General features: G+C 63.8%; 21 protein-coding genes. 12 read left to right on the top strand and 9 right to left on the bottom strand.

Features of this window, described 5'->3' with window-relative positions:
- Positions 1-11: 11 nt before the first annotated feature.
- The 4 genes from A985_RS0115895 to A985_RS25780 all read right to left on the bottom strand — a co-directional run bounded on the left by A985_RS0115895 (position 12) and on the right by A985_RS25780 (position 5,610).
- Positions 12-524: a (2Fe-2S)-binding protein gene (locus A985_RS0115895; protein ID WP_017234391.1), complete on the bottom strand. Its 513-nt coding sequence runs from the start codon at positions 522-524 to the stop codon at positions 12-14.
- The gene (locus tag A985_RS0115890; protein ID WP_017234390.1) at positions 521-1,339 is read right to left on the bottom strand and encodes a xanthine dehydrogenase family protein subunit M; all 819 of its coding nucleotides are present in this window, start codon (positions 1,337-1,339) and stop codon (positions 521-523) included. The genes A985_RS0115895 and A985_RS0115890 overlap by 4 nt, the downstream gene beginning before the upstream one ends.
- Positions 1,336-4,380 carry a molybdopterin cofactor-binding domain-containing protein gene (locus A985_RS0115885; protein WP_017234389.1) on the bottom strand — a complete coding sequence of 1,015 codons (3,045 nt, stop codon included), beginning with the start codon at positions 4,378-4,380 and terminating at the stop codon, positions 1,336-1,338. The genes A985_RS0115890 and A985_RS0115885 overlap by 4 nt, the downstream gene beginning before the upstream one ends.
- Positions 4,381-4,818: 438 nt before the next feature.
- A complete protein-coding gene (locus A985_RS25780; protein WP_039830428.1) occupies positions 4,819-5,610 on the bottom strand; it encodes a sterol desaturase family protein in 792 nt (263 codons plus the stop codon).
- 126 nt (positions 5,611-5,736) lie between these two features.
- On the opposite strand from A985_RS25780, the gene A985_RS0115875 reads away from it, so the two are divergent.
- On the top strand, positions 5,737-6,426 hold the full coding sequence (locus tag A985_RS0115875; protein ID WP_017234387.1) for a TetR/AcrR family transcriptional regulator: 690 nt from the start codon (positions 5,737-5,739) through the stop codon (positions 6,424-6,426).
- Positions 6,427-6,506: 80 nt separating this feature from the next.
- Here A985_RS0115875 and A985_RS0115870 read toward each other — a convergent pair whose 3' ends face one another.
- The 3 genes from A985_RS0115870 to A985_RS0115860 form a co-directional block, all read right to left on the bottom strand.
- On the bottom strand, positions 6,507-7,964 hold the full coding sequence (locus A985_RS0115870; RefSeq protein ID WP_017234386.1) for an aldehyde dehydrogenase family protein: 1,458 nt from the start codon (positions 7,962-7,964) through the stop codon (positions 6,507-6,509).
- 156 nt (positions 7,965-8,120) lie between these two features.
- A complete protein-coding gene (locus A985_RS0115865) occupies positions 8,121-9,476 on the bottom strand; it encodes an MFS transporter (protein WP_017234385.1) in 1,356 nt (451 codons plus the stop codon).
- A gap of 114 nt (positions 9,477-9,590) precedes the next feature.
- On the bottom strand, positions 9,591-11,366 hold the full coding sequence (locus A985_RS0115860; RefSeq protein WP_051060215.1) for a GMC family oxidoreductase N-terminal domain-containing protein: 1,776 nt from the start codon (positions 11,364-11,366) through the stop codon (positions 9,591-9,593).
- Positions 11,367-11,748: 382 nt separating this feature from the next.
- Between A985_RS0115860 and A985_RS0115855 the strand changes: the two genes are divergently transcribed.
- Both A985_RS0115855 and A985_RS0115850 read left to right on the top strand, forming a co-directional pair.
- A complete protein-coding gene (locus A985_RS0115855) occupies positions 11,749-12,777 on the top strand; it encodes an XdhC family protein (RefSeq protein ID WP_017234383.1) in 1,029 nt (342 codons plus the stop codon).
- Positions 12,778-13,145: 368 nt separating this feature from the next.
- Positions 13,146-13,994, top strand: coding sequence for an SAM-dependent methyltransferase (locus A985_RS0115850; RefSeq protein ID WP_017234382.1), 849 nt, complete (start codon positions 13,146-13,148; stop codon positions 13,992-13,994).
- Between the two features lie 56 nt (positions 13,995-14,050).
- Here A985_RS0115850 and A985_RS25775 read toward each other — a convergent pair whose 3' ends face one another.
- A complete protein-coding gene (locus tag A985_RS25775) occupies positions 14,051-14,497 on the bottom strand; it encodes a hypothetical protein (protein WP_017234381.1) in 447 nt (148 codons plus the stop codon).
- A gap of 265 nt (positions 14,498-14,762) precedes the next feature.
- On the opposite strand from A985_RS25775, the gene A985_RS0115840 reads away from it, so the two are divergent.
- The 9 genes from A985_RS0115840 to A985_RS0115800 all read left to right on the top strand — a co-directional run bounded on the left by A985_RS0115840 (position 14,763) and on the right by A985_RS0115800 (position 25,059).
- Positions 14,763-15,308 (top strand): carboxypeptidase-like regulatory domain-containing protein, encoded by a 546-nt coding sequence (locus A985_RS0115840; protein WP_232424638.1) that lies wholly within the window; start codon positions 14,763-14,765, stop codon positions 15,306-15,308.
- A gap of 41 nt (positions 15,309-15,349) precedes the next feature.
- Positions 15,350-17,902 (top strand): cation-translocating P-type ATPase, encoded by a 2,553-nt coding sequence (locus tag A985_RS25770; RefSeq protein WP_051060213.1) that lies wholly within the window; start codon positions 15,350-15,352, stop codon positions 17,900-17,902.
- A 206-nt stretch (positions 17,903-18,108) separates the two neighbouring features.
- On the top strand, positions 18,109-18,726 hold the full coding sequence (locus tag A985_RS0115830) for a sigma-70 family RNA polymerase sigma factor (protein WP_026132027.1): 618 nt from the start codon (positions 18,109-18,111) through the stop codon (positions 18,724-18,726).
- The gene (locus A985_RS0115825) at positions 18,723-19,457 is read left to right on the top strand and encodes an anti-sigma factor domain-containing protein (protein WP_017234377.1); all 735 of its coding nucleotides are present in this window, start codon (positions 18,723-18,725) and stop codon (positions 19,455-19,457) included. The genes A985_RS0115830 and A985_RS0115825 overlap by 4 nt, the downstream gene beginning before the upstream one ends.
- 187 nt (positions 19,458-19,644) lie before the next feature.
- Positions 19,645-20,436 (top strand): DUF1295 domain-containing protein, encoded by a 792-nt coding sequence (locus A985_RS0115820; RefSeq protein ID WP_017234376.1) that lies wholly within the window; start codon positions 19,645-19,647, stop codon positions 20,434-20,436.
- A 31-nt stretch (positions 20,437-20,467) separates the two neighbouring features.
- The gene (locus A985_RS0115815) at positions 20,468-21,571 is read left to right on the top strand and encodes a cyclopropane-fatty-acyl-phospholipid synthase family protein (protein WP_026132026.1); all 1,104 of its coding nucleotides are present in this window, start codon (positions 20,468-20,470) and stop codon (positions 21,569-21,571) included.
- Between the two features lie 151 nt (positions 21,572-21,722).
- Positions 21,723-23,027 carry an NAD(P)/FAD-dependent oxidoreductase gene (locus A985_RS0115810; RefSeq protein WP_017234374.1) on the top strand — a complete coding sequence of 435 codons (1,305 nt, stop codon included), beginning with the start codon at positions 21,723-21,725 and terminating at the stop codon, positions 23,025-23,027.
- Complete coding sequence (locus A985_RS0115805; RefSeq protein ID WP_017234373.1) at positions 23,024-23,851, top strand: DUF1365 domain-containing protein; 828 nt, start codon at positions 23,024-23,026, stop codon at positions 23,849-23,851. The genes A985_RS0115810 and A985_RS0115805 overlap by 4 nt, the downstream gene beginning before the upstream one ends.
- On the top strand, positions 23,848-25,059 hold the full coding sequence (locus A985_RS0115800; protein WP_017234372.1) for a cyclopropane-fatty-acyl-phospholipid synthase family protein: 1,212 nt from the start codon (positions 23,848-23,850) through the stop codon (positions 25,057-25,059). Before A985_RS0115805 ends, A985_RS0115800 begins: the two co-directional genes overlap by 4 nt.
- 63 nt (positions 25,060-25,122) lie before the next feature.
- On the opposite strand, the gene A985_RS25765 is transcribed toward A985_RS0115800, so the two are convergent.
- Entirely contained in the window at positions 25,123-26,898 is a 1,776-nt protein-coding gene (locus tag A985_RS25765) for a diguanylate cyclase (protein WP_017234371.1), read from the bottom strand.
- Positions 26,899-26,959: the final 61 nt, after the last annotated feature.

Below are 26,959 nucleotides of genomic sequence, written 5' to 3'. Positions count from 1 at the left end.
TGATGTCCCCTTTATTTTTGGTCTGCGGCGCGGGCACGGCGGGATGCAGCCGTCTCGAGCACAGCCTTGACGATATTGGTGTAGCCGGTGCAGCGGCACAGGTGTCCGGAAAGCATGTCGCGCACTTCGGCTTCCGTCGGGTCGGGCTTGCGCTGCAGATAGTCCTGGCACGACATCATGATGCCGGCGGTGCAGAAGCCGCATTGCAGCGCGTGATTGCGACGGAAGGCCTCCTGCAGGTCCGACAGCCCATCACCACCGCCGTTGAGTCCTTCGACCGTATCGACGCGGCGGCCGTCGGCCTGGACGGCGAGCGTGAGGCAGGAACGCGCCGCGACGCCGTCGAGCTGCACGGTGCAGGCGCCGCAGACGCCATGTTCGCAGCCGACGTGGGTGCCCGTTGCGCCGAGTGCTTCGCGCAGGAAGTCGGACAGCAGCATGCGCGGCTCGCAACTTCCGGTGCGTTCGCGGCCATTCAAGGTGAGGCAGATTTTCACGGTACTGCCCTTTTCATGCTTTTTCATGACAGTGCCTTTTGGATGACGGCGTTACCCAGGTGGCGCACGAGCTGGCGCCGGAATTTCGCCGAAGCGTGATGATCGTCACGTGCGCCGAGTTCCCACGCGAAATCGTTGATCGCGCTTTCGAGATCCGCACCCTGCAACCGCTCCCAGGTCTTCGCGCGAGGACGGTCGGACACACCACCGACGGCGAGGCGGATGCTGTTCGGACCGACCACGGACGCCACCGAGACGATGGCAAAGTCGCCGTGACGCAGAGAGAATTCGTCGAAGGCATAGCGAAAGCGTCCATCAGCCAGCGGATAGCGCACCTCCTCCACCAACTCGTCAGGTGCGCGTGCGGTCATCAGCATGCCTAGGAAGAAGTCCTCCGCCGCCAACACGCGACGGCCCTTGCGATTACGCAACACCACCTGACCGCCGAGCGCCACCAGAGCCAGCGGCAGTTCCGCGCTCGGGTCGGCATGTGCCACCGAACCGCAGACCGTGCCGCGATTACGGATCTGAAAATGCGAGATATGGGGAAAGGCCTGCGCCAGCAGCGGCACTTCCTGCGTCAGCGTCTTGCGCCATTCCACGCTGCCCTGCGTTGCGGCCGCACCGATCGCCAGATAGCCGTTGTCAGGACGCACATAGTTCAGGTCTACCGTGTGCGATACGTCGATCAGCACGCTGGGCTGGGCCAGACGCAGGTTGAGCACCGCCATCAGCGACTGGCCGCCGGCGAGGATGCGCGCATCTTCGCCGCTGCTGCCGAGCAGTTCGACAGCTTCGGCGACGCCGTCGGCGCGAACATAGTCAAATGCTTGAGGCTTCATTTACCGATTCCGAAGAAAGCGAGCAGACGGGCGAGGAACGAGGGCTTGGTTGTCGTTGCAGCCTGCGCCCCAGTGCCGCCAGCTTCACGCCCGAGTTGTTCGAACAACTGGTTGAGGACCATCTTGGCCGCGCCTTCAAGCATGCGGCTGCCGACCGCAGCGACCTTGCCCGAGACTTCGGCGGCGTAGTCGTAACGCACCCGCGTGCCGCCATCCTTGGGCTCGAGCATCACGAGGCCGCTGCCGCGCGCGCTGCCGACCGACGACAGACCGGAGCCGGCCAGGCGCAGGCTGTGCGGCGGCTGCAGTTCGGACAGCGCGACCTCGGCGGTATAGCGCGCCTTGATCATGCCGATGCCAAGCGTGACGTCGGCGCGATAGCGGTTCTCGCCCACAGGTTCGAGCGCATTGCAGCCCGGGATGACTTTGGCCAGCGCCACCGGATCGAGCAACACGCGGAACACGGCTTCGGGCGGGGCGGACAGCACAACTTCGCCCTTGGCGGCGAGCGACTTGCCGCCCTTGCCGCGCTTCGCCTCAGCGCCTGTGTCGGCGAGTGCGCCCTGCTCTTGCTGGATCTGCTGCTGCACCTGTTTGCTCGGCGGCGGTTCGTCAATGCCGATCAGCTCCATGATCTTTGCGGGCGTGAGTGGCAGCGTGACATCGTCCACGCCGAGCGCATCCGCGACGGCATTGCCGATGCATGCCGGCGTACTCATGTTGTTGCCCTCGCCCAGGCCTTTGGCACCGAGCGGCGTGAAGGGCGACGGCGTCTCGATGTGAATGATGGTCGGTTCGGGGATCTCGCAGGTGGTCGGCACCAGGTAGTCGGCAAAGGTGCCGGATTGGAAGCTGCCGTCCTCGCCATAGCGGAACTCCTCCATTAGCGCCGCGCCCACCCCCTGGGCGAACGCGCCGCGAATCTGGCCGTCGGCCAGCGCCGGATTCAGGATCTTGCCGGCGTCGTGGGTCGTGATGTACTTGTCGATACGCACCCGACCGGTGTGGCGGTCTACTTCCACGGCGCAGATGTCCAAGGCAAAGCCGTACGCGGCCGAGGTATTGATGCGATCCTGTTCGTCGGGTGCCTGTAGCGATTCGCCAGTCCAGAACGCGGTTTCCCGCAGACCCGGCTCGACGCCTTCGGGCAGTAGGCCGGGCGCCCAGTGCGGGCTGGCGGCCATGCGCGAGAACACGAGTTGTTTCTCGGGATTCTGCGTCGCGTAGACCTTGCCGCCGGCAAACACGACATCTTGCGGCGTGCATCCGAGCTGCGGCGCGGCGATCTGGGCCAGCTTGTCCCGCAGCTTGCAGCAGGCGAGGTGCACGGTTCCAGCGACGGCACCGGCAAAGCGGCTGGAATAGTTACCCGCCGCGACCGACCAGGCATCCTTTTGCGTATCGAATTCGACGTTGACGGCGACTTCATCGGGATGGATGCCGAACACATCAGCCGCAACCTGCGTGCAGACGGTGCGATGGCCCTGCCCTGCCGGTGCCGAGGCGATCACCACGTTGATACCGCCAAGCGGATCGATGCTGACACTTGCGGCGGCGATGGCACCATTCTTCGGACCGGCTTTCGCCCGTGCTTCCTTGGGCAGCACGGTGGAGATGTAGCCCATGTTGGAGATGGAAGGTTCCACGATGGCAGCGAAGCCAATGCCGTAGAGCCGACCTTCGGCGCGCGCTGCCGCACGCTTGGCATAAAGCGCTTCCAGCCCGCCCTCGCGCGAGGCAAGTTCGAGCGCCAACTGGTAGTTGCCGGAGTCGATCAGCGCGCCGGCAGCGGCACGGTACGGAAAGGCGTCGGCGGGGATGAAATTGCGACGATAGAGTTCGGGCTCGTCAATGCCGAGCATGCGCGAAATGCGCTGCATCAGGCGTTCGAGCTGAAAATAGACCTGCGGGCCACCGAAGCCGCGCACCAGGCCGGCGGGCGTCTTGTTAGTCAGCACCACGCGGTTGCGCACGAGCAGGTTGGGGATCGCATAAGCGCCGGTGAGGCAGCCGTGCATGCGGTAGAAGGTTGCCGGTTCCGGCGCACGCAGATAGCCGCCGCAGTCGTCGAACTGGTCGTACGCGAGCGCGGAAATGCGGCCATCGGCTTCTACCGCCGCCTTGAGATTGGACACGCGGCCGGTGGCGGATGTGAGACCCACCAAGTGTTCAAGGCGGTCTTCCACCCATTTCACCGGAGCACCGGCCTTGCGGGCGGCGAGGCACATCAGGACCACGTACTGGAACACAGCATGCTTGACGCCGAAACTTCCGCCCGAATCGCGGAAGGTGCGATGGCGTAGCTTGGTGCCGGGCACCCGCAGCGCCATGGCCATCACGGTGTGCAGCGAGAACGGCCCCATGAAATTGGAACTGACGTCGAAGCCTTCTTCGGCGGAAAGATATTCCGCAACCACAACAGCCCCCTCAATCGGCGTGCAGGAGTTGCGCGGGTATTCGGTAGCGATTTCAATGCAGTGCGCGGCGTTGGCGAACGCGGTTTCGGGATCGCCGTAACGGAAACTGCGATCGCTCACCACGTTCGAACCCACGCCTTCGTGCAGAATCGTCGCATTTGGGCCGATGGCGTCTTCGACACTGACCATCGGCGGCAATGGCTCGTAGTCCACGGCAACCAGATCGGCGCCGTCCTCGGCAAGGTAGCGCGACTCCGCGATCACTACGGCAACGGGATCGCCGACATAGCGCACGCGATCCGTCGCCAGCGCCCACATCTCCATCGGCGCCTTCACGCCGACGACAAAAGGCTTTGACCAATCGCGGATATCGTTGCCGGTCAGCACGGCACGCACGCCCGGGGCGCGCTCGGCGTGGCTGGTGTCGACGTGCTTCAGGACGGCATGCGCATGCGGTGAGCGCACGATGGCGGCGAACAAGGTGCCAGGTTTCACACCGACATCGTCGCCATACTGACCGCGGCCGATCAGAAGTGACGCGTCTTCGATCCGGCGCTGCGGGCGGCCGACATGCGGCTCGGCCTGTGGCGACGCTACCCGAGGTTGAGCGACTTTCATTTCCATGGTGCTAGCCTCGTAACGGCGGTGCGCGACGGGACCGCGCAAGCGCGCCAGCCATAGATGGCGTGGCGAAATAATTGGGTCATCGGCGTCTCCATTCGTACTCCGCACGCGGGCGCTGAACGCTGTGCAGCGCTCGCGCACTGCCTGATATCGGCATGCGGGCCGGCGTATTCGATTTAATCGTTCCGAGTATAAGCACCGAATATCATCACATCAAATAATCTTTAATGATTCAATTCATCAGTATTTATGATGACAAGATTCACGCATCGGGCTTTTCAGGATTTCTTTCCTGACGTTTCCGCAAGAGGGGGCGAAATAGGACGGAACCACGTAAAAAAGCGCCCGCCCGGCTAAGCCGGGCGGGCGCTTTTCGTTATCTTTTCATTGCAAGGGATACTGAGTCAGTATCTCCGATTGACATGCCGCGACCCGTGCTCAGGCAGCCCGGCGCTTGGCCTGCGCCCTCGCCTCGCGGTCCAATTGCTGGGCGGCGAGCTTTTCCTTGTCTTCCGGCTTGCGGGCGTCGTCGGACATGCCATTGAACAAGGTAGCGACTACCCCCTTGTTCAGGTCGCTGGTGCCGAACAACGCGTCACAGATCGGAAACGTCAGGTTGAAGTTGCGGTCATGCATGAAGTCCGGATTGTGATGCAGAACATGCATGCGGCGCACGGTGTTAATCAGCGGAATGTGGTCAAGGATCGGATGATCCAGGTGAGACGCGGTATGCAGCCCTTCATACATCAGGAAGTACGAAGCCATGGCCAGCATGGCAATATAGCCGGCGTTGGCCGTCCAGAGATTGCCGACCAGCAGCGCAGGAGGCAGCGCGGCGAAAACGAACAGGATTGGCGCGAACGGCGGGAACAGCAGCGCGCGCCACTCTTTCTGGCCGTTATATTCCAAGGTCTTGTGCGAGAAGAACTGATGATGGGTAGCGACATGGCGCTTGTAGGCGGACTTGAGCACGCTCTTCGGGCTGTGCAGCAGGTAGCGGTGGGCGGCCCACTCCGCCCAATTGCCGAACAAGAACATGGGCACGACGACGTACGCCCATTCCTGCCAGCTCACGTTGTGCAGGTGGGTCGCGCAATATACGATCACCGAGAGGGTGAACACAAGGGTGAAACCAAGGTGCATTTCGCCCCGGTACCAGCTCGGCGTGTTTTGCACATAATCCTGCCGGAATGCGCGCGAGCGCGCGACGATTTCTTCTTCGCGGTTCATCATCAATACCTTCCTGTCTCCAAGCGCTGGTCCAGCCCGAAATTTTTGTCGGGCAACTTGTGCCATAGAATGACGATGGCACAATTAAGTCAATTGACTTAGTTAAGTCTACATACTTAAATTCAGATGTCAACTCCAAAAACACAAAGATCGGATGGCAACGAGACCCGCACCCGGATAAAGGCGGTAGCGCAACGGCTGTTTGCGCTGCATGGCATTCACGGTGTTGCGATCAAGGACATCGTCGAGGCCGCCGAGCAACGGAACAAGGCCTCGGTGCAATATCACTTCGGTTCGACGGAAGGCCTGATCGGCGAATTGCTGGTGGACGGCGCCAAGCAGATCGATGCCTTTCGGCAAGCCATGCTTAACGAAATGGCGGCTGCCGGCGGACCGCGCAACGTGCGCGATGTGCTGCAAGCCTTCATCCGTCCAGTGGATCAGATGGCGGAGAGTGCCGAGGGCAGCACTTATCTGCGCTTCCTGTCCAACGTACAGATGACGCACCGTGCGCTGATCAAGACCCACATCGGTAACCGCTGGAACGCTGGCTACCGGCAATGCCTGGAGCACTTCCGCGCGCTGCTCGGCCACATCCCGCCGGCACTGGTGGAGCAGCGAATGTCGCTGGTCGCTACCTATGCCACGGCCATCTTTGCCGCCAAGGAAGCGGCACGCGACGAGGGACGGACGTCGAGCCGCTTCTGGAGCGTGCCCTACACGCTCGACAACATCATCGACACTTTCCAGGCCATGCTGGAATGCACGCCCTCGGCATCGACGCTGGAACTGCTGGACGAGCGCGACAGCGCATGAAAATCGGCCAGGTCGAGCCGCGCGACCTGGCCGTTTCTGGCAAGTAGAACCTCGAGGGCGGAGGCGCGCCCTACATCCGCTTACATCACGCCCGAACGGCGGAAGATGTGCTTGGTCTCGAGGAAGTCGAACAGGCCCTCGTAGCCATGCAGGCGGCCGATGCCGCTGCGGCGATAACCGCCTGTCTCAGCTTCCGCGAACAGCCGGTTGTGGTCGTTGATCCAGACCGTGCCGTTGCGCAGTGCACGCGCCAGGCGCATGCCGCGGTCGCCGTCGGCGGTCCAGACGCTGGCCGAGAGGCCGTACACCGTGTGATTGGCGCGCGCCACCGCTTCCTTCTCGTCCTCGAACTTCTCCAGCACCAGGAAGGGGCCAAAGATCTCTTCCTGCACGAAGGAGGCGCTGGTGTCGGCGTGCGCGACCAGGGTCGGCGTCAGGAAGTGGCCGTTGGCCAGCTTGCCGCCGGGACGACCGCCGCGCAGGACCACTTCATCACAGGTATCCATGGCCTGCTGGGCCGCGCGGTCTACCGCTGCGGCGGCACTCGCGTCGATCAACGGCCCCATGCCGGCGCCTGGCGTATCTCCCGGCGCCACCACGATGGCTTCGAGCGCCATCTTCAGCTCGCGCTTCATCTCGTCGTAGCAAGAGGCATGCACCAGCACGCGGCGCGCGGCGGTGCATTGCTGGCCGGAGATCACCGTCGCTGCTGCCGCGATGCGCGTGGCGACCGTGGCGAAGTTTTCGGTAGTGTCCGGAAACACCAGACAGCAGGACTTGCCGCCGAGCTCCAGAGAGAGTTTCTTCATGGTCGGCGCGGCGGCAGCCATGATGCGCTGGCCGGTCGCATTCGAACCGGTGAAGCTGAGTACGTCGACGTCTTCCGATGCCACCAGCTCCTGCGCCACTTCACTGCCGCCTTCGGAGACGAGATTCACCACGCCACGCGGCAAGGCCTCGACCGCCGCCAGCTGCCGCAGCACCTGCGCGGTGATCTGCGTGGTCTGTGCCGCCGGCTTGATGACTACCGTGCAACCTGCGGCCAGGGCCGGAGCGAGCGAGCGGATCAACAGCACGATAGGCGCGTTCCACGGAATGATCAGGCCGGCGACGCCGGCGGGTTCACGTAGTGTGGCGGTGTAGGCGCCCGGCTCGACTTCCATGAAGTGACCAGGAATGTGCCGGGTCAGGCCGGCGTAGTAGCGGATCTCGGAAATCGCGCCCGCCAATTCTCCTCGTGACTGGGCCACGATCTTCCCGTTTTCCTGCGTCAGCAGACCGGCCAGCTCAGGGTGCCGTTCCAGACGATCAGCCCATTGCAGCAGGACGTTCTGGCGCAGGCGCGCATCATGCGGCCACAGCGAGGTCTCGAACGCTTGCTTCGCTGCGGCAATCGCGATCCTGGCATCTTCGCGATTGCTCTGCGCGAAGGTGCCCAAAAGGCTGCCGTTCGCCGGATTGCGGCTTTCTCCAGTGGCGCCGCTCAGCGCGCCCTGCCATTGGCCATTGATCAGATTCAGTGCTGCGAGCTCGGTCATGTTGATTTTCGATGCATTGCGGCGAGTGCGGTCGGCATCGCCATCGGATGACGGATGACTTTGCGCACGTCCTGCGCATTTTCATAACAAGGTTGGGAAGCGGCGGTCCCGCTTGTCCGCAGGGCCGCGCCACTAACCACTACCACTAGCCACTACTTAAACTGCGTCATTGGACGGCTTGTCGAGATTGCCCTGTGTCTCCGGAACGATCAGCGCCCCAATCAGGTAGATCACGCTGATGCCCGCGAGGAAGAATGCGAGGGTCGTCGGCAGGCTCGTCGGTGCCGGCGAAGCCAGCGACACGAAGGTCGGCATGATGCCGCCGATGGCGAAGCCGATGTTCCAGGACAGACCGGTACCCGTGGCGCGGATGGCCGTCGGGAAGCGTTCGTTCAGGAAGATCAGGACCGGCGCATAACCGCTGCTGCCCAGCATGCTGAACAGGACGACATAGCAGGTCAGCGTGGTGATATCGGAGATGCCGGGCATCTTCAATGCGAGCATCGGCAACAGAATCAGACGGGCAACGCCGACGACGAGGAAGGTCTTCTTGCGGCCGATCAAGTTGCTGAGGTGTCCGGTCAGGACCGAGGCAACGATCACGCTTACGCTTGCCAGCATCAGAATGGCCCCAGCGGTTTCGCCGGGCGTATGGTTCACGACCTTCAGGTAGGTCGGCAGGAAGCCGGAGGTCAGGTAGTAACCACTGCCGCCGCCGATCGTCAGCAGCAGGTTGACGAACAGAATGGAACGGTAGTCTGCCGAGAACAGCGCGCGCACCGGCGAGCGGGACGACTTGGCCTGCGCCGCCTTGGTCGCTTTGGCTGCCTGCAGCTTCTTGAAGAGCGGGGATTCTTCCAGGTTGTTGAAGACGAAGATGCCCAGGATGGCGCTGATCAGGCCGGAGAAGAACATGCAGCGCCAGCCCCATTCATCGAAGGCCGCGCCAGGGAAGATCCACGACAGAAGGTAATACACTCCCGACGCGAGCAACGCCCCCAAGCCGGCACCGCCACCACCGATAAGTCCGGAGCAGGCACCGCGCCACTTTGGCGCCACCGATTCCGTACCGATCGTGTGCGTCGAAGCGACCACGCCACCGACGAATATCCCTTGCACCAAGCGCAGAGCCAGGAAGATGACCGGCGCAATGAAGCCGACTTGATGTACGGTTGGCAGCGCCCCGAACAATGCGGTTGAAACGCCAACGCCGACCATCGCAAAAATCATGGCGCGCTTGCGGCCATGCTGGTCAGCGTACGAACCGAACAGCGCGGAACCCAGCGGGCGCATCAGAAGGGTGACGCCGAATGAGGCATAGACCGCGGCCAGCGACAGCATCGCATGTTCCGACGGAAAGAAAAGGCGGCCGATGATCGGTGCCACGAAGAGCAGGATAAAAAGGTCGAAGAGGTCGAGCGACCAGCCGACGCAGGAGGCCAGTACGGCGCCTAATACCTGTTTGTTGCTGACCGGTTGAGCGAGTGCCGCATCGTTTGTTGCTACAGCCATGATTGTCTCCTTGTGTTTTTGTAAGCGCGCGTGGCAAATGCGGCGCATGTGGTCAAATCAAATCAAACCAAATGAATCGTTCCTGGGAAGAGGTGTGCAATTCGCGTTGTCGACCTACGCCTCACTGCTAACGAGGACGCCGGGAGGCGCCTTGCGCCGCGCCAAGATCGCGTCGGCAATTTTTTCCGCCATCATGATGGTCGGGATATTGGTATTCGCCGACGGCAGCTTGGGCATCAGGGAAGCATCGACCACGCGCAGGTTCGCCACGTCGTGCACCAGCCCTTCCTGATTGGTTACCGCCATGCGATCGCTGGCCGGCCCCATGCGGCAAGTGCCGCTGGCATGCCAGACGCCGAATACATACTTGCGGATGAAAGCATCGAGCTCCTTGTCGTCCGCCAGCAGCGCCGACATGCGAATGCCGCCGGTGACGAATGTGTCGATGATCCATCGGCGCAGCGGCGCCGGTGTGTCGAGAGCCAGGCCCAACACCTTGGTCAACGCGGCATTGCCGGCACTAAAGCGGCTAAGTGCCTTGACCCGCGGCGAAAACGCTGCAGGGAAGAAATCGTCGGGATGGCGGTGCAATGCCGTCTGCTGCACGATCTGCGCGACCCTGCGCACGCCGATGGCCATGCGCCTTGCGTCGCGCTCGTCGTCCAGCAGATTCAAATCGACGCGCGGTGGCGTAAAAGGGTCAGCGGAAGTGAGCTGCACTCGCCCGCGCGAGAATGGCCGGTTGCACCACAGGAAGAACAGGCCAAGCCGATTGCCCAGCGCATGCCATGCTGCGCGCGTGGCACTCGACAGATACATGTCGGCGTTATCACACCCGTCCAGGCCGGAGGAAAAGCGCGCTGCGGTCATGCTCGCGCGGCGTCGCGAGAGCGGCATGCGAAATTCAGGGTCCAGGAAGTGGCAGAAGGTCAGCGAGGGATGGTCCTGCAGGTTGCGGCCCACGCCCGGCCGGTCGGCGACAACCGGAATGCCCAGCGCTTGCAACTCGCTGCCGGCGCCGATACCGGCGCGTAACAACAAGGCCGGCGATTGCAGGGCGCCGGCCGACACGATGACCTCCGCGGCATCGATCTGCAGGCGCTCGCCGCCCGCGCTCATCGCCACCACGCCATGCGCGCGCTGGCCGGTGACGATGAGGCGTTCGACTGTCGTATTCGAGTAAATACGGAGATTGGTCCGCGCGCGCGTCGCCGCATCGAGGTAGGCAACCGCGGTTGAAACACGCTTGTCGTCGAGATTGGAAAACGCAGCGGGAAACATGCCATCGCCGAATTCCGCGTTCTGGTCCTCAAGCATTGGTAGACCGTTGCGCTGCAAGCCTTCCGCAAACGCGTGACAGAAGCGCGGCCAGGCATCCGGCTTGATGCGGCGGATGGCAACCGGCCCATCGGCACCGTGCAGCGCAGAGCCACCGTAATCCGCATCACGCTCGAGCTTGCGAAAGTAGGGCAGGACATCCTTCCATGCCCAGCCGGAGGCGCCCTGCTCGGCCCAGTCATCGTAATCGCGGGGCAAGCCGCGGTTGGCAGCCTGGACATTGATGCTCGATCCGCCGCCCATCACCTTGCCCTGTTCATAGACCTTGAGCGGTGAGGCTGCGGTCGCCTTGGCTTTAAGCTCCGGCCAGATATAGCGGTCCCCGCAGAATACGGGCATTGGGTAACTGTCGAGGATTTCCGCCGGTATGGCACCAGGCGGCGTGTCGGAACCCGCCTCGATGAGGGCGACTCGCAGCTCGCGATTCGCGGACAGTCGATGCGCGAGTACACAGCCCGCCGATCCACCGCCGATGATCACGTAATCGAATCGCTCACGCACGTTTTGCACAGAATGTCTCCTGATTCGTCGATGCGCATGGCCTCGGGGCATTGCCGCATCTCGACTATCGCCAACGGGTGCCGCAATTCGCGGCGACATGCAGCGACTTGCCTTCCGGCCAGGTACAACTTGTTCTTCGACGTGTGCCTTTTGCCTGGAACCGGACTGCGTTCTTCCTGCTGCAGCGCTTTTTGGGCATTCACGGCACATCTTGTCCTTACGTTTGGCAAAGATTAGACTGATCACGTCATCGCTTCAAATAATGTTTACTGATTTAAACTATCATTATGACTGATACAAAGAAATGCAGGTCGCGACGCAAAGCCACTGAAGGCGCCCATGCATTCATTCCGACGAATCGATCCCTTTGCCCTTCAATGCCCATCCTCTCCATCATTCGATGGGACTGAACCATCTGGCATACACGAAAATCATGGACAACATTGATCTGGAAGTCTTGAAGACCGCAGTGCAGTGGTCTGAGTCAGGGGCCTACACGCTGCTTGCCACCGTTGTTCGCACGTGGGGCTCGGCACCGCGGCGCGTAGGCTCCTTGATGACCATCCGCGAGGACGGGCATGTTAAAGGGTCGATCTCGGGCGGCTGCATCGAAGACGACCTGATACAGAAGATAAGCACCGGCGAGTACCGCGACCGGAAACCACGTGTACTCACATACGGCCTGAGTGCCGACGAAGCCCATCGCTTTGGATTGCCATGTGGTGGAACCCTGCAGTTCGTACTGGAACCGGTTTGCGCTCAGTCGCGGCTGCCGGAACTGCTTCAGGTGCTGCAAAGGCAAGAGCTGGTGACGCGCAAGCTGAACCTGGACACCGGCGTTGTATCACTCACGCCGGGTGCGCAAGTCCCCGCCCTCCGATTCGACGAGCATTGCCTCACGGCAGTGCATGGCCCGCGCTACCGCCTGATCATCGTAGGCGCCGCACAGGTGTCGCGCTATGTGGCCGCGATGGCGAAGAGCCTGGACTATCAGGTCGTCGTGTGCGATCCGCGCGAAGAGTACCTGGATGAATGGGATGTGGAAGGCGTCGAGTTGTCGCGCGAGATGCCGGACGATCTGCTTCTCCGACTGCAGCTCGATGCCCGAAGCGCAGTCCTGACGCTAACCCACGATCCCAAGCTGGACGACATGGCATTGCTCGAGGCACTGATATCACCGGCCTTCTATGTCGGCGCTATCGGCTCACGGGCGAATAACGAGAAGCGGCGCGAGCGACTGGCACTGTTCGATATCAGCGAGGCGGAAATCGCGCGACTGCATGGCCCGGTCGGCATGCACCTCGGTGCGCGCACGCCACCTGAAATCGCGATCGCAATCCTTGCGGAGATGACCGCCATACGCAATGGCGTGCCAGTGCTGCAAACCCATGAGACGCGGCACGCGCATCGTCTCGCCTCGCCTCGCCTGAGGGATGTGCTGCTTGAGCAAGGTCAAGCATAGTTTGAAATTCCAGCGGTGCGCATGACGGTGTCTCACTCGCAAATGGTCACCGTCGCCCTGCACGGACCTGATCATCAGTTGGGAACACCATGGATCGCGCCGGAACGAACGCCAGGCTGATCGTGTTCCTGCATGAAGGGCTCTGCTCGATTTCGATGTGGGGGAGACTGGCCGCAGCGCCTGTGCGATGCCATCGGCCGCCGTGGCTGGGCGTATGCGCGCGATGGATACGGTCGCTCCACCCGACCAGACGTGAGCACGGCCGCCGATCATGTTCAGCAGGGCGATTCCGCGCGTCAGCGAGTCTTTTCGGTAAACTGCCGGTATTTACGGGACGGACCACCGCCCGCTGCTTACTTAGTCTGCTCATGTCAAATACCCACGAAGTCCGCCCCGGCCAGTCCATCGAGCTGCTCAAGGAACTCCACATCCTCACGCGCGACGGCAAGATGAACCAGGACAGCCGGCGCAAGCTCAAGCAGGTCTATCACCTGTTCCAGTTCATCGAGCCGCTGCTCCAGGAAATCAAGACCGAGCGCGGTCGCGTAACGCTCGTCGATCACGGAGCCGGCAAGTCGTACCTGGGTTTCATCCTCTATGACCTGTTCTTCAAGGCACTCGCGGACGACTCGCATATCTACGGCATCGAAACCCGTGAGGAACTGGTCAAAACCTCGCAAGCGCTCGCCGAGCGGTTGGGTTTCACGGGAATGTCGTTCCTGAACCTGTCCGTGGCGGACTCCATCACCTCGCCGGCACTGCCGCCGACGGTCGACGTCGTCACCGCGCTGCATGCCTGCAATACCGCCACCGACGACGCGATCCGTTTCGCGCTGGCCAAGCAAGCGCGTCATATCGTGCTCGTGCCCTGTTGCCAGGCCGAGATCGCGGGCGTGCTGCGCAAAAACAAAGGCAAACAACTGGCGGGCAATCCACTCACGGAAATCTGGCGCCACCCGCTGCATACGCGTGAATTCGGCAGCCAGATCACCAACGTGCTGCGCTGCCTGCAGCTGGAGGCCCACGGCTACCACGTCAGCGTGACCGAACTGGTGGGCTGGGAACACTCAATGAAAAACGAGCTGATCATCGCGCAATACAAGAACCTGCCGCGCCGCCGCCCCGCCGAACGCCTGGACGAGGTGCTCGCTTCGCTCGGGCTGGAAGAAATGCGCGAACGTTTCTTTACCTCGCCAGCACCAGTGTCAGCGGAGTAGTCCCTACGATCTGAGGTGCGCGAAGCGCGAACAACAACGCGCCACGCGCCCTCCTCTCAACGCGCCGGTCGAACGAACCCGGAGTGCCGGTTGACTTCGTAGCGCTGAACGACGACATCCTTCTCCGCCGTCACCACATCGGCAGTGATGGTGTCGGCATCTCGCTCGACCACCTTGCCGAGTTTGAGGCGCGCGTTGCCCATGCGCTTGAGCCACCCGTCCATGTTGTTTCGGACCTGATCAACGCTCAACTTGAGATCTTCACGCTGGGCCCCCGGCCCGCCCCCGCCCGCGGCGCCAGGCCCCCAGCACGGCCCGCAGCCGCCAGGGCCCTCCATCATGCCCGGCCCGTAGCCATAACCGCCGCCCATCATGCCCGGCCCATATCCCCGCCCGCACCCCCAGTCGTCATCCTTCGGTTGGGCAAGCGCCGGGATCGCAGTGATTATCAAAACCGCTGACGACGCGATCGATAACGCGCGCTTCATGGTTCTCTTTTCCATCTCATCAATCTCCTGAACCTAAATCCTGACAGCACCAACGCGTGTACAAACCGCGCGAATGCCGGGCCAATCGTGCATGTTCAGGGTAGGCGACGCCCCAAGGCGTGCCTTGAGGCAGGTCAAACCTTTGATCGCGTCGGCCGTGCCGCGCCAACGACGTCGGTGCGCATCAAGCGTTGCCGCCGGCCGGCAGCGCGGCACGCGCGCGTGTCGATGGACGCACGGCAAACGGTGCGCCCAATGCGATGACATCGCAAGCGGCTCCTTGACATCGATCAACACGCAAACGAGCGCCACCGGCCATTCTGGAAACGAGACCGATATGGGGAGAATTGTGATGTCGAGAAGCGCCCGCGTTTCGCTGTTTGTGCCACTTTTCGCATGGCTATGCATGATTGGCGTCGCGCTGGCAGCATCGACACCACAACCGGAATCGGAAAGTGGCGTCTCGTACATCACGGGCGGCATTGGCGAGGACGAAGTCCAGGTGTTTCGCGCCGCAGCGCCCCAGTACAACCTCCGGATGACGTTCACGTCGACGTCGGGAAGCTATCTCTCCGACGTCGATGTCACTATCACCGCAGGGGCCGGGCGACACGTCCTGGCGGTGCGAACCGAGGGACCGTTCCTCTTTGTCCGGATGCCGGCGGGCGACTATCGCGTCTCTGTGCACACCCCCGCCAGATCGGAATCCAGGAATATCCGTGTCCCCAAGCGCGGCGCCGTCGACCTCCATTTCTCCTGGGACGATCCGGACGCGCCAGCCGTGCTGCATCTCTGCAAGCAGTGTCCAAGACCCCATCGCCGGTGAGCCGCATTGCCACGCCGCGAGACGTCCAAGCGCCGACACGCATGTGCGCAACGCCATCCACATCCACATCCGCTTCCAGTGGATCCTGTGACATCGCCAGCGCACCCGAGGCCGCCCCGATCCGGCCGCCCGACGCCGAACACGGCCTATCGAGCGCCGAGGTGCTGGCCCAGCGCGCTCGGTTCGGCTGGAACGTCGTGGACTACGCCGCACGCCGCACCTGGTGGATCACGTTATGGGAAGTGCTGCGCGAGCCGATGTTCCTGCTGTTGCTCGCGGCAAGCGCCGTCTATCTCATTCTCGGAGATCGCGCCGAAGCGCTGACGCTGCTTGCCTTCGTTACGGCGATTGTCCTTCTCACCGTCTATCAGAGCCATCGCACCGCCCAGGTGCTCGACTCGCTTCGCGAACTGTCGGCACCGCGCGCCAAGGTGCTTCGCGACGGCAGCCGTCAACTGGTCTCCGCCTCGGAACTGGTCCCCGGCGACATCGTTTTCGTCGATGAAGGCAACCGCGTGCCCGCAGACGGCCTTGCCGTTGAACTCCACGAACTCAGTGTGGACGAGTCATTGCTGACGGGGGAATCCGTTGCCGTCAGCAAGGCCGTCACCCCGCTCGATGCCCGCTCCCGCCAATCGATCGAACAGGGCGAGGCCGCCGACAGCCAGCTATTTTTCGGGTCCATGGTGGTACAAGGGCAAGCCCGCATGGTCGTGACCGCCACCGGACCGAATACGACGCTCGGTCGCATCGGCAAGTCGCTGAGCGGCATCTCGGAAGCGCTCTCCCCGCTGCAAATCGAGACGAGAACCTTCGTCAATCGCTTTGCCGCCGTCGCCATCGCCACGGTCGTTCTCCTCACGCTCACGTACCGTTGGCGCGTTGGCGAATGGCTTCCCGGCATACTCGCCGGGATTACGCTGGCGATGGGCCTCCTGCCCGAAGAGATTCCGGTCATCCTCACGGTGTTCTTCGCCTTGGGCGCACGCCGCATCGCCAAAGAGGGCGTGCTCACGCGCCGGATGAGCGCGATCGAGACACTCGGTCAAACGTCGGTGCTGTGCGTCGACAAGACGGGCACGCTGACCCAGAATCGCATGTCGGTGAGCGCGCTCGTCGCCCATGGCAGACGATTTGACGTGGATCCCTCGACCCCACGGATCGACACCGCCTTTCACGAGTTGATCGAATACCTCGTGCTCGCCAGCGAAATCGAACCCATCGACCCGATGGAGCGGGCGTTCCACGAGACCGGACGCCTGGGCCTCGCGGGCACCGGACGTTTGCACACGGATTGGTCGTTGGTGCACGAGTACGCGCTGACGCCCGAGGTGCCAGCAATGTCCCACGCGTGGCGCACCCCGGAACCCATCCATCATTCGGTGGCCTGCAAGGGGGCACCGGAAGCCGTCTGTGCGCTCTGCCATCTGGACGAGACGGCAACCCAGGCGGTCCTGGATCAGGCGGCGGCCATGGCGTCGGGCGGATTGCGGGTGCTGGGGGTGGCGAAGGCCTCGCATTCGCACCCCGAGTGGCCGAAGGATCAGCACGACTTCGCGTTCGAGTTCCTGGGGCTGGTCGGTCTGTCCGACCCGGTCCGGCCGGAAGTCGCACAGGCGATCGCGCAATGCCATGCCGCAGGCATTCGCGTGGTCATGGTGACCGGCGACTATCCGTCGACGGCGCAAGCGATCGCGACCGAGGTCGGTATCGACTGCCGACGGATCGTGACTGGGCAGGCCCTGGCGGCCATGACCGACGCGCAAGTGCACGACGCGGTCAAGGACGTCGAGACCTTCGCCCGCATCCGCCCCGAGCAAAAGCTTCGCCTGGTGAATGCACTGCGAGACAACGGCGAAGTGGTGGCGATGACGGGCGACGGGGTGAACGACGCACCGGCCCTGAAGGCGGCCCACATTGGCATTGCGATGGGATTGCGCGGCGCGGAAGTCGCTCGCGAAGTCTCCGCGCTGGTCCTGCTGCGCGACAACTTCGCCCCGATCGTGTCGGCCATCCGACTCGGGCGACGCATCTACGCCAATCTCGTTCTCGCGATCAGCTATACCATCGCGGTGCATGTTCCCATGGTCGCGGCAGCCGTGGTGCCGATTCTGGTCGGCTTGCCGCCCATGCTCGCGCCGGTCCACATCGTCTTCCTGCAACTCGTGATCGATCCGGTCTGCTCGATCGTATTCGAGAACGAACCGGAAGCCGCTCACCTGATGACGACCCCTCCCCGGCACGCCGGGGCACGACTCCTATCGTCCCGCGCCTTCCTGCGAGTGGCCTCCGTGGGCGCGCTGGCCGGCGTGCTGGTCCTCGGGGTCTACGCGGGACTGCTGCGCTATGTCAGCGCCGACGCCGACCCGATCCCCTTGGCCCGCACATTGGCATTCGAACTGCTGGTCGTGGTCAATGTCGCGCTGATCTTCGTGGTCCAGCGGGTACTGCGTACGAAGCGTCCCGATCGCGGACAGCCCCGAAACCCCTATCTCTGGCGGGTGTTGGGCCTGACCGGGGGCGCGCTAATACTGCTGATGTCCGTACCGCCCCTGGCACGACTGTTTGGACTTGTAGCACTGCTCACTCCCTGAACGCGAGCCAAAGGGGAACCGAGAATACACCGATGCCGCGCATCCGGACGCGTGCCTGATACGTATGACTCAACACGCTCATCGTCAGTCAGCACGCCATGCCGAATCCTCGCCTTCTCATGCCGGACACAACGCGCCATTTCGCACCGAAGGTGCTATATTGCGCGGAACGTCAATGCTATGGCCCACACGAAGGCCACGTCCGCATGAACGACATGCCCAGAAGTGCCAATCGAGCACGTCCATCCCCCTCGCAGCGCCAGCACGACCCCAGTGCCGACATGGCATGGCGCGACGCATTGAACCGAGCACTATCGGCCGTGGGGCAGGAAGACCGCGAAGCTTTTGCCGCCGTCTATCAGATGACATCGGCACGTTTGTTCGGCGTGATCCTGCGAATGGTGCGCGACAAGGCGGAAGCCGAGGACCTGCTTCAGGAGGTGTTCGTCAGCGTCTGGCGACGCGCCGGCGGCTTCGATCCCGAGCGCGGCAACGCCATGACATGGCTGATCACGTTGGCCCGCAACCGAACCATCGACCGACTGCGCGAGCACCGTGAGGCCGCCCTCGACGATGCCGATGCCCTTGCCATCCCATCGGATGACCCGTCGCCCGCCGCACTTGCCGAAGCGTCCGAGGAACGGCAACGCCTGGAGCAATGCCTGCAACGCCTCGAGCCGCAACAACGTGGCGTGGTGCGCGAGGCGTTCTTTACTGGCGCCTCGTACAGCGAACTCGCGGCGCGCCTTAGCGTGCCGCTTGGCACGATGAAAAGCTGGATTCGCCGCAGCCTAATGCAACTGAAAGTGTGCCTCGAGCAATGAATACGCCCGCCAACCAAGACGACGAGCTGCGTTGCGCCGAATATGCCCTCGGCGTGCTGAGTGCCGCCGAACGGCGCGAACTCGAGCAGGCCGCCGACGCGAATCCGCTGATTCAGGCAACCCTGCACCAGTGGCAATCGCGCATCGCGCGACTGGCCGAAGACGTCGAGCCCATCGCCCCCCCGCCGCGCGTGTGGCAACGCATCCAGCGCGATCTTGGCGCCGTGCCGGACGCCCCGCGCACGGCCCGCCCGCGACCGGCCACCTGGTGGGACAACTTGCGCCTCTGGCGATGGGTGGGGCTCGGCGCAAGCCTCGCGGCGCTGGCGCTGCTTGCCGTGAACGTCGTGACGCTGATGCCCTCGCGCAGTCCGCCCGCCGTGACGGCCAATGCCTATATGGTGTCGACGATCGCCCGCCAAGATGGCGTCGCTCACTGGACCGCAACGGTCGACAGGCGCCGGTCGAGCATGGTCGTGGTACCGGTCGTGAAGCCCGTCATTGCCGCCGGCCGCGCCACCGAGCTGTGGCTGATCCCGCGGAACGCCAAACCCATTCCGCTAGGCGTATTTGCTTCGGATCAACCCGCGTCGATGTCCCTGTCGCCGCAAATCCTCGCGCAGATGGACAGCAACGCCGTACTCGCGGTGTCCGTCGAACCGCCGGGCGGCTCTCCCACCGGCCAACCGACCGGCCCCGTGGTCGCGACCGGCGCCATCCGACCCGCCTGAGCGCCCTGGCGCGCCTCCGCCATCGTGTCATCTGAAGGGGTTGTCCGTACGTTGGACAACCCCTTCGTCGCTTTCCCGCAAGCCCGCTCCCCGCTTCGATTCCAAGATGTCTCCGGCGCGTGCATCCGGCAACGCGTGACGTTCGTATACAGCAGCATCGAGCCCCGAATCCCTATCTGGAGCCAGCATGCTGTTTGCTGTCGTCGTATCGTTCGCTGGAATGTGTGCTGCGTTGACGCTCGCCTGGTGCTACCAATGGCGCTCGCACAACGCCGGCATGGTCGACCCGGTTTGGGCCGCCGCACTCGGCAGTGTGGCGATCGCGGCGGCAGGGCTCGGCACCGGCCACGCGATCAATCGCGCCTTCGTCGGCGTGGCCGGAGGCGTATGGGGCCTGCGCCTCGCAATGCATCTCTGGCGTCGCAACTACGGGCATCCGGAAGATGCGCGTTACCGGCAGTTTCGCGAACAGTGGGGCGAGCATGCCGGACGCAACATGTTCTGGTTCTTCCAGTTGCAGGGCGTGATCGCCATGCTGCTCGCGGCAGCGTTCTTCGTGCCGGCATTCAACGCCCACGCGCCGGCGCCGTGGGCGCTGGCCGTCGCCGCACTCGTCTGGCTGGCCGCCGTCGCGGGCGAGGCGTCGGCCGACCGTCAACTGCGACGCTTCACCGCCGTCACCAGCCACCGTGGCCAAGTCTGCCAGGTCGGCTGGTGGCGGTACTCGCGGCATCCCAATTACTTCTTCGAGTGCCTGCACTGGTGTGCCTACCCGGTGATCGCATTTGGCGCGCCCTGGGCATGGACGACGTTGCTCGCGCCGCTGCTCATGGCGTGGCTACTGCTCAAAGTGTCGGGCATTCCGCTGCTTGAAGCGCATCTGATGCGCTCTCGCCCCGCCTACAAGACGTACATGCAAACCACCAGCGTGCTCATTCCCTGGCCACCCAGGAAGTCCGCGGAAACGCCGCTGCCATGAATCCGCGCATTGAAGTCAGGAGCCCATCGCGATGACCGCCTCCCTTACGCAACCCCCCGCCGCCCGAGCCGAAGCGCCCGACGAAACCGGATTGATCCGGCTTTGCGAGCGGGGCCTTGTGCCGGATATCGTTTTGCGCGCGGGCATGCGCATGCTGATGCGCCAGCGCCTGCGCGAAGCGCATGCGCACGATCCCGAGAAAAGCGTCGAATCGCTTGCCGCGTTCGTCAGTGAACTGCGCGCGAGTCCGATTGCCGTGGATACGCAGGCCGCCAACACGCAGCACTACGAGGTGCCAAGCGACTTCTTTGCCGAGCACCTGGGGCCCGCCGTCAAGTACTCGTGCTGCTATTACCCGAATGGCGACGAGACACTGGCCCAGGCCGAGCAGGCGATGCTGGCCCTCTACGCGCAGCGCGCCGATATCGCCGACGGTCAGCGGATTCTGGATCTTGGCTGCGGCTGGGGCTCGCTCTCGCTCTGGCTCGCCGCGCAATACCCCGGTACGCAGGTCGTTGGGCTGTCGAATTCTCATGGTCAACGCCGTTTCATCGAGTCGACGGCGGCGCGACGCGGGCTTCGGAATCTGCAGATCGTGACCGGCAATGTGGCGGAACTTGAGTTCGATGACGGCGTTCGCGGAGGATTCGATCGCATCCTGTCCATCGAAATGTTCGAGCACATGAAGAACTACGGCGCATTGCTCGGGAAGATCGCCCGCTGGCTGAACGACGATGGCACCCTGTTCGTCCATCTCTTCGCGCATCGTCATGTGGCCTACCCTTTCCAGAACAAGGATGGCAGCGACTGGATGTCGCGACACTTCTTCACCGGCGGCACCATGCCCAGCGCGGATCTGTTGCTGCACTTCCAGGACGACCTGCGCATCGTGAACCGCTGGTGGGTCGATGGTCGCCATTACGAGCGCACAGCCAACGACTGGCTGGCGGCCCTGGACGCGTCGCGTGCGACGACCCTGCCGATGCTCGAGGCCGGTTATGGCCCGCAGGCCGGCGTTCAGTTCCAGCGCTGGCGCATGTTCTATATGGCCGTTGCCGAACTGTTCGGCTACGCCCAGGGCCGCGAGTGGGGCGTGGGCCACTATCTGTTCGAAAAGCGGCGCCAACAGGTATGAGCCGCCGCCCCGCCGCCGCCATGACGTGGCGCGCCCTGCGTATCCGGCCGCGGCGGGCGCATTCGTGGGTGGCTCACCGCTTTTTCAAACGCGCATGCATCCGCGCGCGCTTACGTTTCGTATAAGCAAAAAACTTCGACGAGACAAGCCAATGAATGCATCGACCGCCACCCTGCCTCCCGGACAACGTGTCGCCGTCGTGGGCGCGGGCATCGCCGGACTGGCCAGCGCCTATTTCCTCGCGCGCAAGCATCACGTGACAGTGTTCGAGGCGGGCGACTATGCCGGAGGACATACAAACACGGTCGATGTCACGCTCGACGGGCATTGTGCCCCGGTCGACACGGGCTTCCTGGTCTTCAACGATCGCACCTATCCCAACCTGATCGCGTTGTTCGACGAACTCGGCGTGAGCGCCATCGCGAGCGATATGTCGTTCTCGGTGTCGGTCGACGGCGGTGCGCTCGAATGGGCGGGCACGAACCTGAACACCGTATTTGCCCAACGTCGCAACCTCTATTCCCCGCGCTTTCTGGGGATGCTCCGCGACGTACTGCGCTTTAACGCGACGGCGGAGCAACACCTGCAAAGCGCGGTGCGCGAGCGCCAGTCCGTCGGCGACCTGCTGGTGGCGAACGGTTACGGACAACCGTTCCAGCACCACTATCTCTTGCCCATGGCCGCCGCGATCTGGTCGAGCCGGGCGGCCGACATTCTGCACTTTCCGGCGGCGACCTTTCTGCGCTTCTGCCTGAATCACGCGCTGCTGCAGATTCGGCATCGTCCGCAATGGAAAACCGTCGCCGGTGGTGGACGCGCCTACGTGCGCCGCATGTTGGCAACACTTGACGATGTCCGGTTGCGAACGCCCGTACGGCGGGTGACGCGCGAGCGCGATGGCGTGACAATCGCTTTCGGCAACGGCGAATCGCAGCGCTTCGACGCCGTCGTGCTCGCCGGGCACGCCCCGGACAGCCTGCGGTTGCTGGGCGACGCCAACGCGTCCGAGCATCAGATTCTCGGTGCGGTGCGTTATCAACCGAACGCCGCGGTCCTGCACACGGATCCGAAGCTGCTGCCGCGCCGCCGTCGCGTCTGGTCCGCGTGGAATTACGTCAGTCAGGCGAACGCGGCCGCCGACGCGCACCGTCCAGTGTGCGTGAGCTATCTGATCAACCAGCTCCAGGCCCTGCCCTTCACGTCGCCCGTGATTGTCACGCTCAACCCGAGCCATGAGCCAGCGCCCGACAAGGTGTTGGGACGCTATGCCTATGAACACCCCCTGCTCGATCTGGCGGCCGTGGACGCGCAATCGCGCTTGCCCGATATTCAAGGCCGCCAACGGACGTGGTTCGCAGGCGCCTGGACCGGCTATGGATTTCACGAGGACGGCCTGAAATCCGCGCTGCGGGTGGCTGACGCCTTCGGCGTGATGCCGACGTGGGCGCAGCCATGAGCACGAAGGAGGTCTCGGGCACCCCCTCGACACCGCCTGCCTGGCTGCTGCGCGGTCTCGTGACCCACGAACGGCTGCATCCGGTCCGGCATGCGTTCACTTATTCGATGTTTCAGATCGCCTGCGATGTCGGGCGTCTCGACGCCCTGCGCAGCCGATGGTTCGCGCTGGACCGGCGACGCCCACTCGCCTTGAAATCGTCCGACTACGGTCCCCGCGACGGCAGTGCGCTCCTGCCCTGGATGCGCGCACGTCTGGCGGAGGCGGGAATTCCCGCCGACGGCGCCGTCTGGCTGCAGACGATTCCACGCATGGCCGGCTACGCGTTCAATCCGGTGAGCTTCTGGTACTGCCATGACCGTCAGGGGAATTTGCGCGCCTTGTATGCGGATGTGCGCAACACCTTTGGTCAACACCACGGGTATCTGCTCAGTGCCGACGATCATGCGCCCATTCGTGGCGATACGCGGCTCGTCTGCCGCAAAGTCTTTCATGTCTCCCCGTTTTGCGACGTGCAGGGGCAATACGAGTTTCGCGTACGCCGCAAGGGCGCGATATGGTCAGTCGCCATCGACTACCGCGTCGGCGATGCGCTGCTGCTGCGCACGGCGATCGCCATGCGGGCCGAACCGTTCACGGGGCGGCGCGTTCTGTTCGCCGTGCTTTCGCAGCCCTCCAATGCGCTGAACGTCGTCATCAGAATTCACTGGCAAGCGCTGAGGCTCTGGCTCAAGCGCGTGCCGTTCTTCGGCAAGACGCCGCCAACGCTACGTGCAACGGCGCCGGAGCGCGCCGCTTCCGCCGACCGGGAGATTCGTCCATGATTCCGCTCCGCCTGCTTTCCGTGCGTCCGATCGCACCGATTTCCGCGCGCCTGTTTATCGCATTGCTGCGCCGGATTCACGCCGGACACCTTACGCTGATCTGTCCCGACGGCACCCTGCATGTGTTCGGAGATCCCCACAGTTCGCCAGGCGCAACGCTTCACCTGCGCGACTGGCGTGCCTGCCGCCGCATCATGCACGCCGGGGACATCGGCTTTGCAGACGCCTATCGCGCCGGCTGGGTCGACTCGCCCGATATGGTGGCGCTGCTCCGGCTCGCGATACGCAACCTCGCGTCGATCTCCAACACCGTCACGGGCTCGCGGATCGCACGAATCTGGTATCACCTGCGCCATCGCCTGCGCGGCAACACCAAGTCGGGCAGCCGTCGCAACATTCACGCGCATTACGATCTCGGCAATCGCTTCTACGAACTGTGGCTCGACGCCACGTGGACCTATTCCAGCGCCTGGTTCGAGGGCGACCCCCACCGTTCGCTTGTCGACGCCCAGGCCGCCAAGTATCAGCGGATCATCGATACGCTGGCGCTGCGTCCGGGCGAGCGGGTGCTGGAAGTGGGATGCGGATGGGGCGGATTTGCGCTGCACGCGGCCCGGCAAGGCATCGCAGTGCATGGCATCACCCTCTCGCCAGCGCAACTGACGCTCGCCAAAGCCCGCATCGACGCCGAGGGACTGAGCCACCTGGCGGACGTCTCGCTCACGGATTACCGTGACGTGCAAGGCCAGTTCGCCGCCATCGTTTCGATCGAGATGTTCGAAGCCGTGGGCGAAGCGTTTTGGCCGGCGTACTTCAGCATGCTCAAGTCGCGCTTGCGCCCCGGAGGCCGTGCGCTCATTCAATCGATCACCATCGACGACAGCGCCTTCGACGCCTATCGCTCGTCGAGCGACTTCATCCGCGAGTTCATCTTTCCAGGCGGCATGCTGCCAAGTGCGGAGCGATTTGTCGGCGCGTCGGAGGCATGCGGGATGACCGCCGTCGAGACACTACGCTTCGGTCTCGATTACGCCAGAACGTTGCAGCACTGGCGTGCCGCCTTCGAAGCGCAGATCGACGCGGTGCGTGCGCAAGGCTTCGACGACACGTTCATCCGGTCGTGGCGGCTGTATCTCCAATATTGCGAGGCGGCGTTCGCTGAACAGCGCATCGATGTGCGGCACTTCGTTGTGGCGCATGGGCGTTGATGGGCCCTTGCGCGTTTGCGCGCGGTGGCCCGCGGACCTTGCCTTGACGCGATGCGACGCGCCCTACTCGATGGCTCGCCGCCGGGCGCGGCGCGCGGCGTCGAGCTGGCGCTCTGCCTGACTCAAGAGTGCCGACACATTGGCCGGCCCGCCGCTGGACACCGGCGTCGGGCCCAACGTCGCCGGATCGCCGATGGCGATGCCGACGCTCGCTGTCAGCGGCACGACTTCGCCGTTCGGCAACGTCAATGCGGTGGCTTCGATACGCCCGCACATCAGTTCCGCGAATTGCTGCGCGCGAGATGGGGCAAGCACACGGGCCACGATCGCGAACGCGTCCGCACCCAGCCGCGCCACCACATCCCCCGGCTGACACGTGTTGAGACACACCGCGCCGACACGGCGCAACACATCGTCGCCGACCCCGTGTCCCCAGGTCGCGTTGATCTGCGTGAAGTTGTCGATATCCAGCTTGATCAACGCCACCAACCCCGGCGACGGCATCGCACACAGCGCCTGGGCCTGCCGCTCGAACGCCCGCCAGTTCATCAGTTGCGTCAGCGGGTCCGTGTCCCCGCTCATTTCCAGCTCACTCTGCAACCGGATGCGATCGCGCCGCAATTGCCTTAATTCAAGGGCGTTGAGCCTGAGTACGCGCAGCGCATCGAACACGGCCCGCACCTGCGGACGTTGCGTCGGCATGTCGTCAACCGGCACCGCCTCATCGAGATTGTCCTGCGCCAGCGCCTCGACGAAACGCGTTGCCGCCTCGAACGGTTGCACCACACTGCGCCGGAAATTCCGCAACGCAACGATCATCCCGAGCACCAGCGTAATCGCAGCGATCGCCGTGACGATCAGCCACTTGAGCGCGAGCGCGGCGCGGGCGTCGACCTTGCGCTGGGCCAGCGTCAGCATGTTGTCGCGGAAGTCGGTGATCGCGCGCATCGTCGGCACGTACTGGCGCGCAAACTCGGCCGTCGTTGGCGCGACCGGTTGGGGCTGACTGGCTAGCGTGCGTACCGTCGCCACATAATGCAGCCCCGCGCCAAAGTACTGGGTGTTCAGGGCGTCGAGCGTCTCGGGGCTGAGTTCAGGGGGATCGATCATGCGCGCGGCGATCATGTCGTGCAATTGCTCGACGCGCCCGAGCGTGCGTTCAATCGCGCGCTGATCGACCTCGGCGAGCGGCTTCCCGGTGGTGAGCGCCGCGGTGAAGCGTGAGCCGAGTTGTCCGGCAAACTCGCGCAGATCCGCCGCCAGTCGCGCCAGGACGACGTAGTGAAGCGCGTCGGGCGCGCCTCGCGAAATCACGTCGATGCGCGACGATGCCACAGAGGTGAACTCGGGGATGACACGGATCATGCGATCGACGGCATCGCGCACGGCCGCGTCGCCGCGCATGTCGCGTGGACGTTGCACCAACAGGTCGACGTTCGCGCTGGCCGCCGCGAGATCCAGGCGCGCGCGCTCGACGATCCGCAAGCTGCTGCCGCAGGCGTCGCACCGATCGGCCGAGAGCGCAGACAGCAGTTCCTGAAGACGCGCGTTGGTGGCCTCGCGGGCATTGCGCAGCGCAACGACCGATGCGTCGGGAAGCGGGAGATCGGCGCCCAGCACGGCATTGGCCGGCCCGCGCTCCGCCGACGCCTTCTCCATCGCGAGCAGCGTGGCACGCAAGGCCTCAAGCGCAAGGGACGCGTCGCTCGCGCGCTGGTACGTTCCCCAAGTCCAGGCGAGCAAACTACTGCAAAGGACGACGACAACGCAGACGACAGCGAGATTCAGCCACCGCAGGCGGCCGGTGAGCGAGACGGTAGAGAGAAACGTGCGCTTCATGGACGATGACACCGTCGGCCACACGGTTCAGGCTCCCACGCGGGCCGCGTCGGACACCGCC

It is taken from the genome of Pandoraea sp. B-6 (assembly GCF_000282835.1).
Taxonomy (GTDB): Bacteria; Pseudomonadota; Gammaproteobacteria; order Burkholderiales; family Burkholderiaceae; genus Pandoraea; species Pandoraea cepalis.
This window is presented reverse-complemented; position numbering and strand designations above follow the sequence as displayed.

Excerpts from the sequence above, each read along its gene's own strand:
- A985_RS0115825 (WP_017234377.1), top strand. The coding sequence starts at position 18,723 with ATGAATACGCCCGCCAACCAAGACGACGAGCTGCGTTGCGCCGAATAT.
- A985_RS0115800 (WP_017234372.1), top strand. The coding sequence starts at position 23,848 with ATGATTCCGCTCCGCCTGCTTTCCGTGCGTCCGATCGCACCGATTTCC.
- A985_RS0115810 (WP_017234374.1), top strand. The coding sequence starts at position 21,723 with ATGAATGCATCGACCGCCACCCTGCCTCCCGGACAACGTGTCGCCGTC.
- A985_RS0115885 (WP_017234389.1), bottom strand. The coding sequence starts at position 4,380 with ATGGAAATGAAAGTCGCTCAACCTCGGGTAGCGTCGCCACAGGCCGAG.
- A985_RS25770 (WP_051060213.1), top strand. The coding sequence starts at position 15,350 with ATGTGCGCAACGCCATCCACATCCACATCCGCTTCCAGTGGATCCTGT.
- A985_RS0115895 (WP_017234391.1), bottom strand. The coding sequence starts at position 524 with ATGAAAAAGCATGAAAAGGGCAGTACCGTGAAAATCTGCCTCACCTTG.
- A985_RS0115875 (WP_017234387.1), top strand. The coding sequence starts at position 5,737 with ATGTCAACTCCAAAAACACAAAGATCGGATGGCAACGAGACCCGCACC.
- A985_RS0115815 (WP_026132026.1), top strand. The coding sequence starts at position 20,468 with ATGACCGCCTCCCTTACGCAACCCCCCGCCGCCCGAGCCGAAGCGCCC.
- A985_RS0115855 (WP_017234383.1), top strand. The coding sequence starts at position 11,749 with ATGGACAACATTGATCTGGAAGTCTTGAAGACCGCAGTGCAGTGGTCT.
- A985_RS0115805 (WP_017234373.1), top strand. The coding sequence starts at position 23,024 with ATGAGCACGAAGGAGGTCTCGGGCACCCCCTCGACACCGCCTGCCTGG.
- A985_RS25780 (WP_039830428.1), bottom strand. The coding sequence starts at position 5,610 with ATGAACCGCGAAGAAGAAATCGTCGCGCGCTCGCGCGCATTCCGGCAG.
- A985_RS0115850 (WP_017234382.1), top strand. The coding sequence starts at position 13,146 with ATGTCAAATACCCACGAAGTCCGCCCCGGCCAGTCCATCGAGCTGCTC.
- A985_RS25775 (WP_017234381.1), bottom strand. The coding sequence starts at position 14,497 with ATGGAAAAGAGAACCATGAAGCGCGCGTTATCGATCGCGTCGTCAGCG.
- A985_RS0115860 (WP_051060215.1), bottom strand. The coding sequence starts at position 11,366 with ATGCCCCGAGGCCATGCGCATCGACGAATCAGGAGACATTCTGTGCAA.
- A985_RS0115870 (WP_017234386.1), bottom strand. The coding sequence starts at position 7,964 with ATGACCGAGCTCGCAGCACTGAATCTGATCAATGGCCAATGGCAGGGC.
- A985_RS25765 (WP_017234371.1), bottom strand. The coding sequence starts at position 26,898 with ATGAAGCGCACGTTTCTCTCTACCGTCTCGCTCACCGGCCGCCTGCGG.
- A985_RS0115890 (WP_017234390.1), bottom strand. The coding sequence starts at position 1,339 with ATGAAGCCTCAAGCATTTGACTATGTTCGCGCCGACGGCGTCGCCGAA.
- A985_RS0115830 (WP_026132027.1), top strand. The coding sequence starts at position 18,109 with ATGAACGACATGCCCAGAAGTGCCAATCGAGCACGTCCATCCCCCTCG.
- A985_RS0115865 (WP_017234385.1), bottom strand. The coding sequence starts at position 9,476 with ATGGCTGTAGCAACAAACGATGCGGCACTCGCTCAACCGGTCAGCAAC.
- A985_RS0115820 (WP_017234376.1), top strand. The coding sequence starts at position 19,645 with ATGCTGTTTGCTGTCGTCGTATCGTTCGCTGGAATGTGTGCTGCGTTG.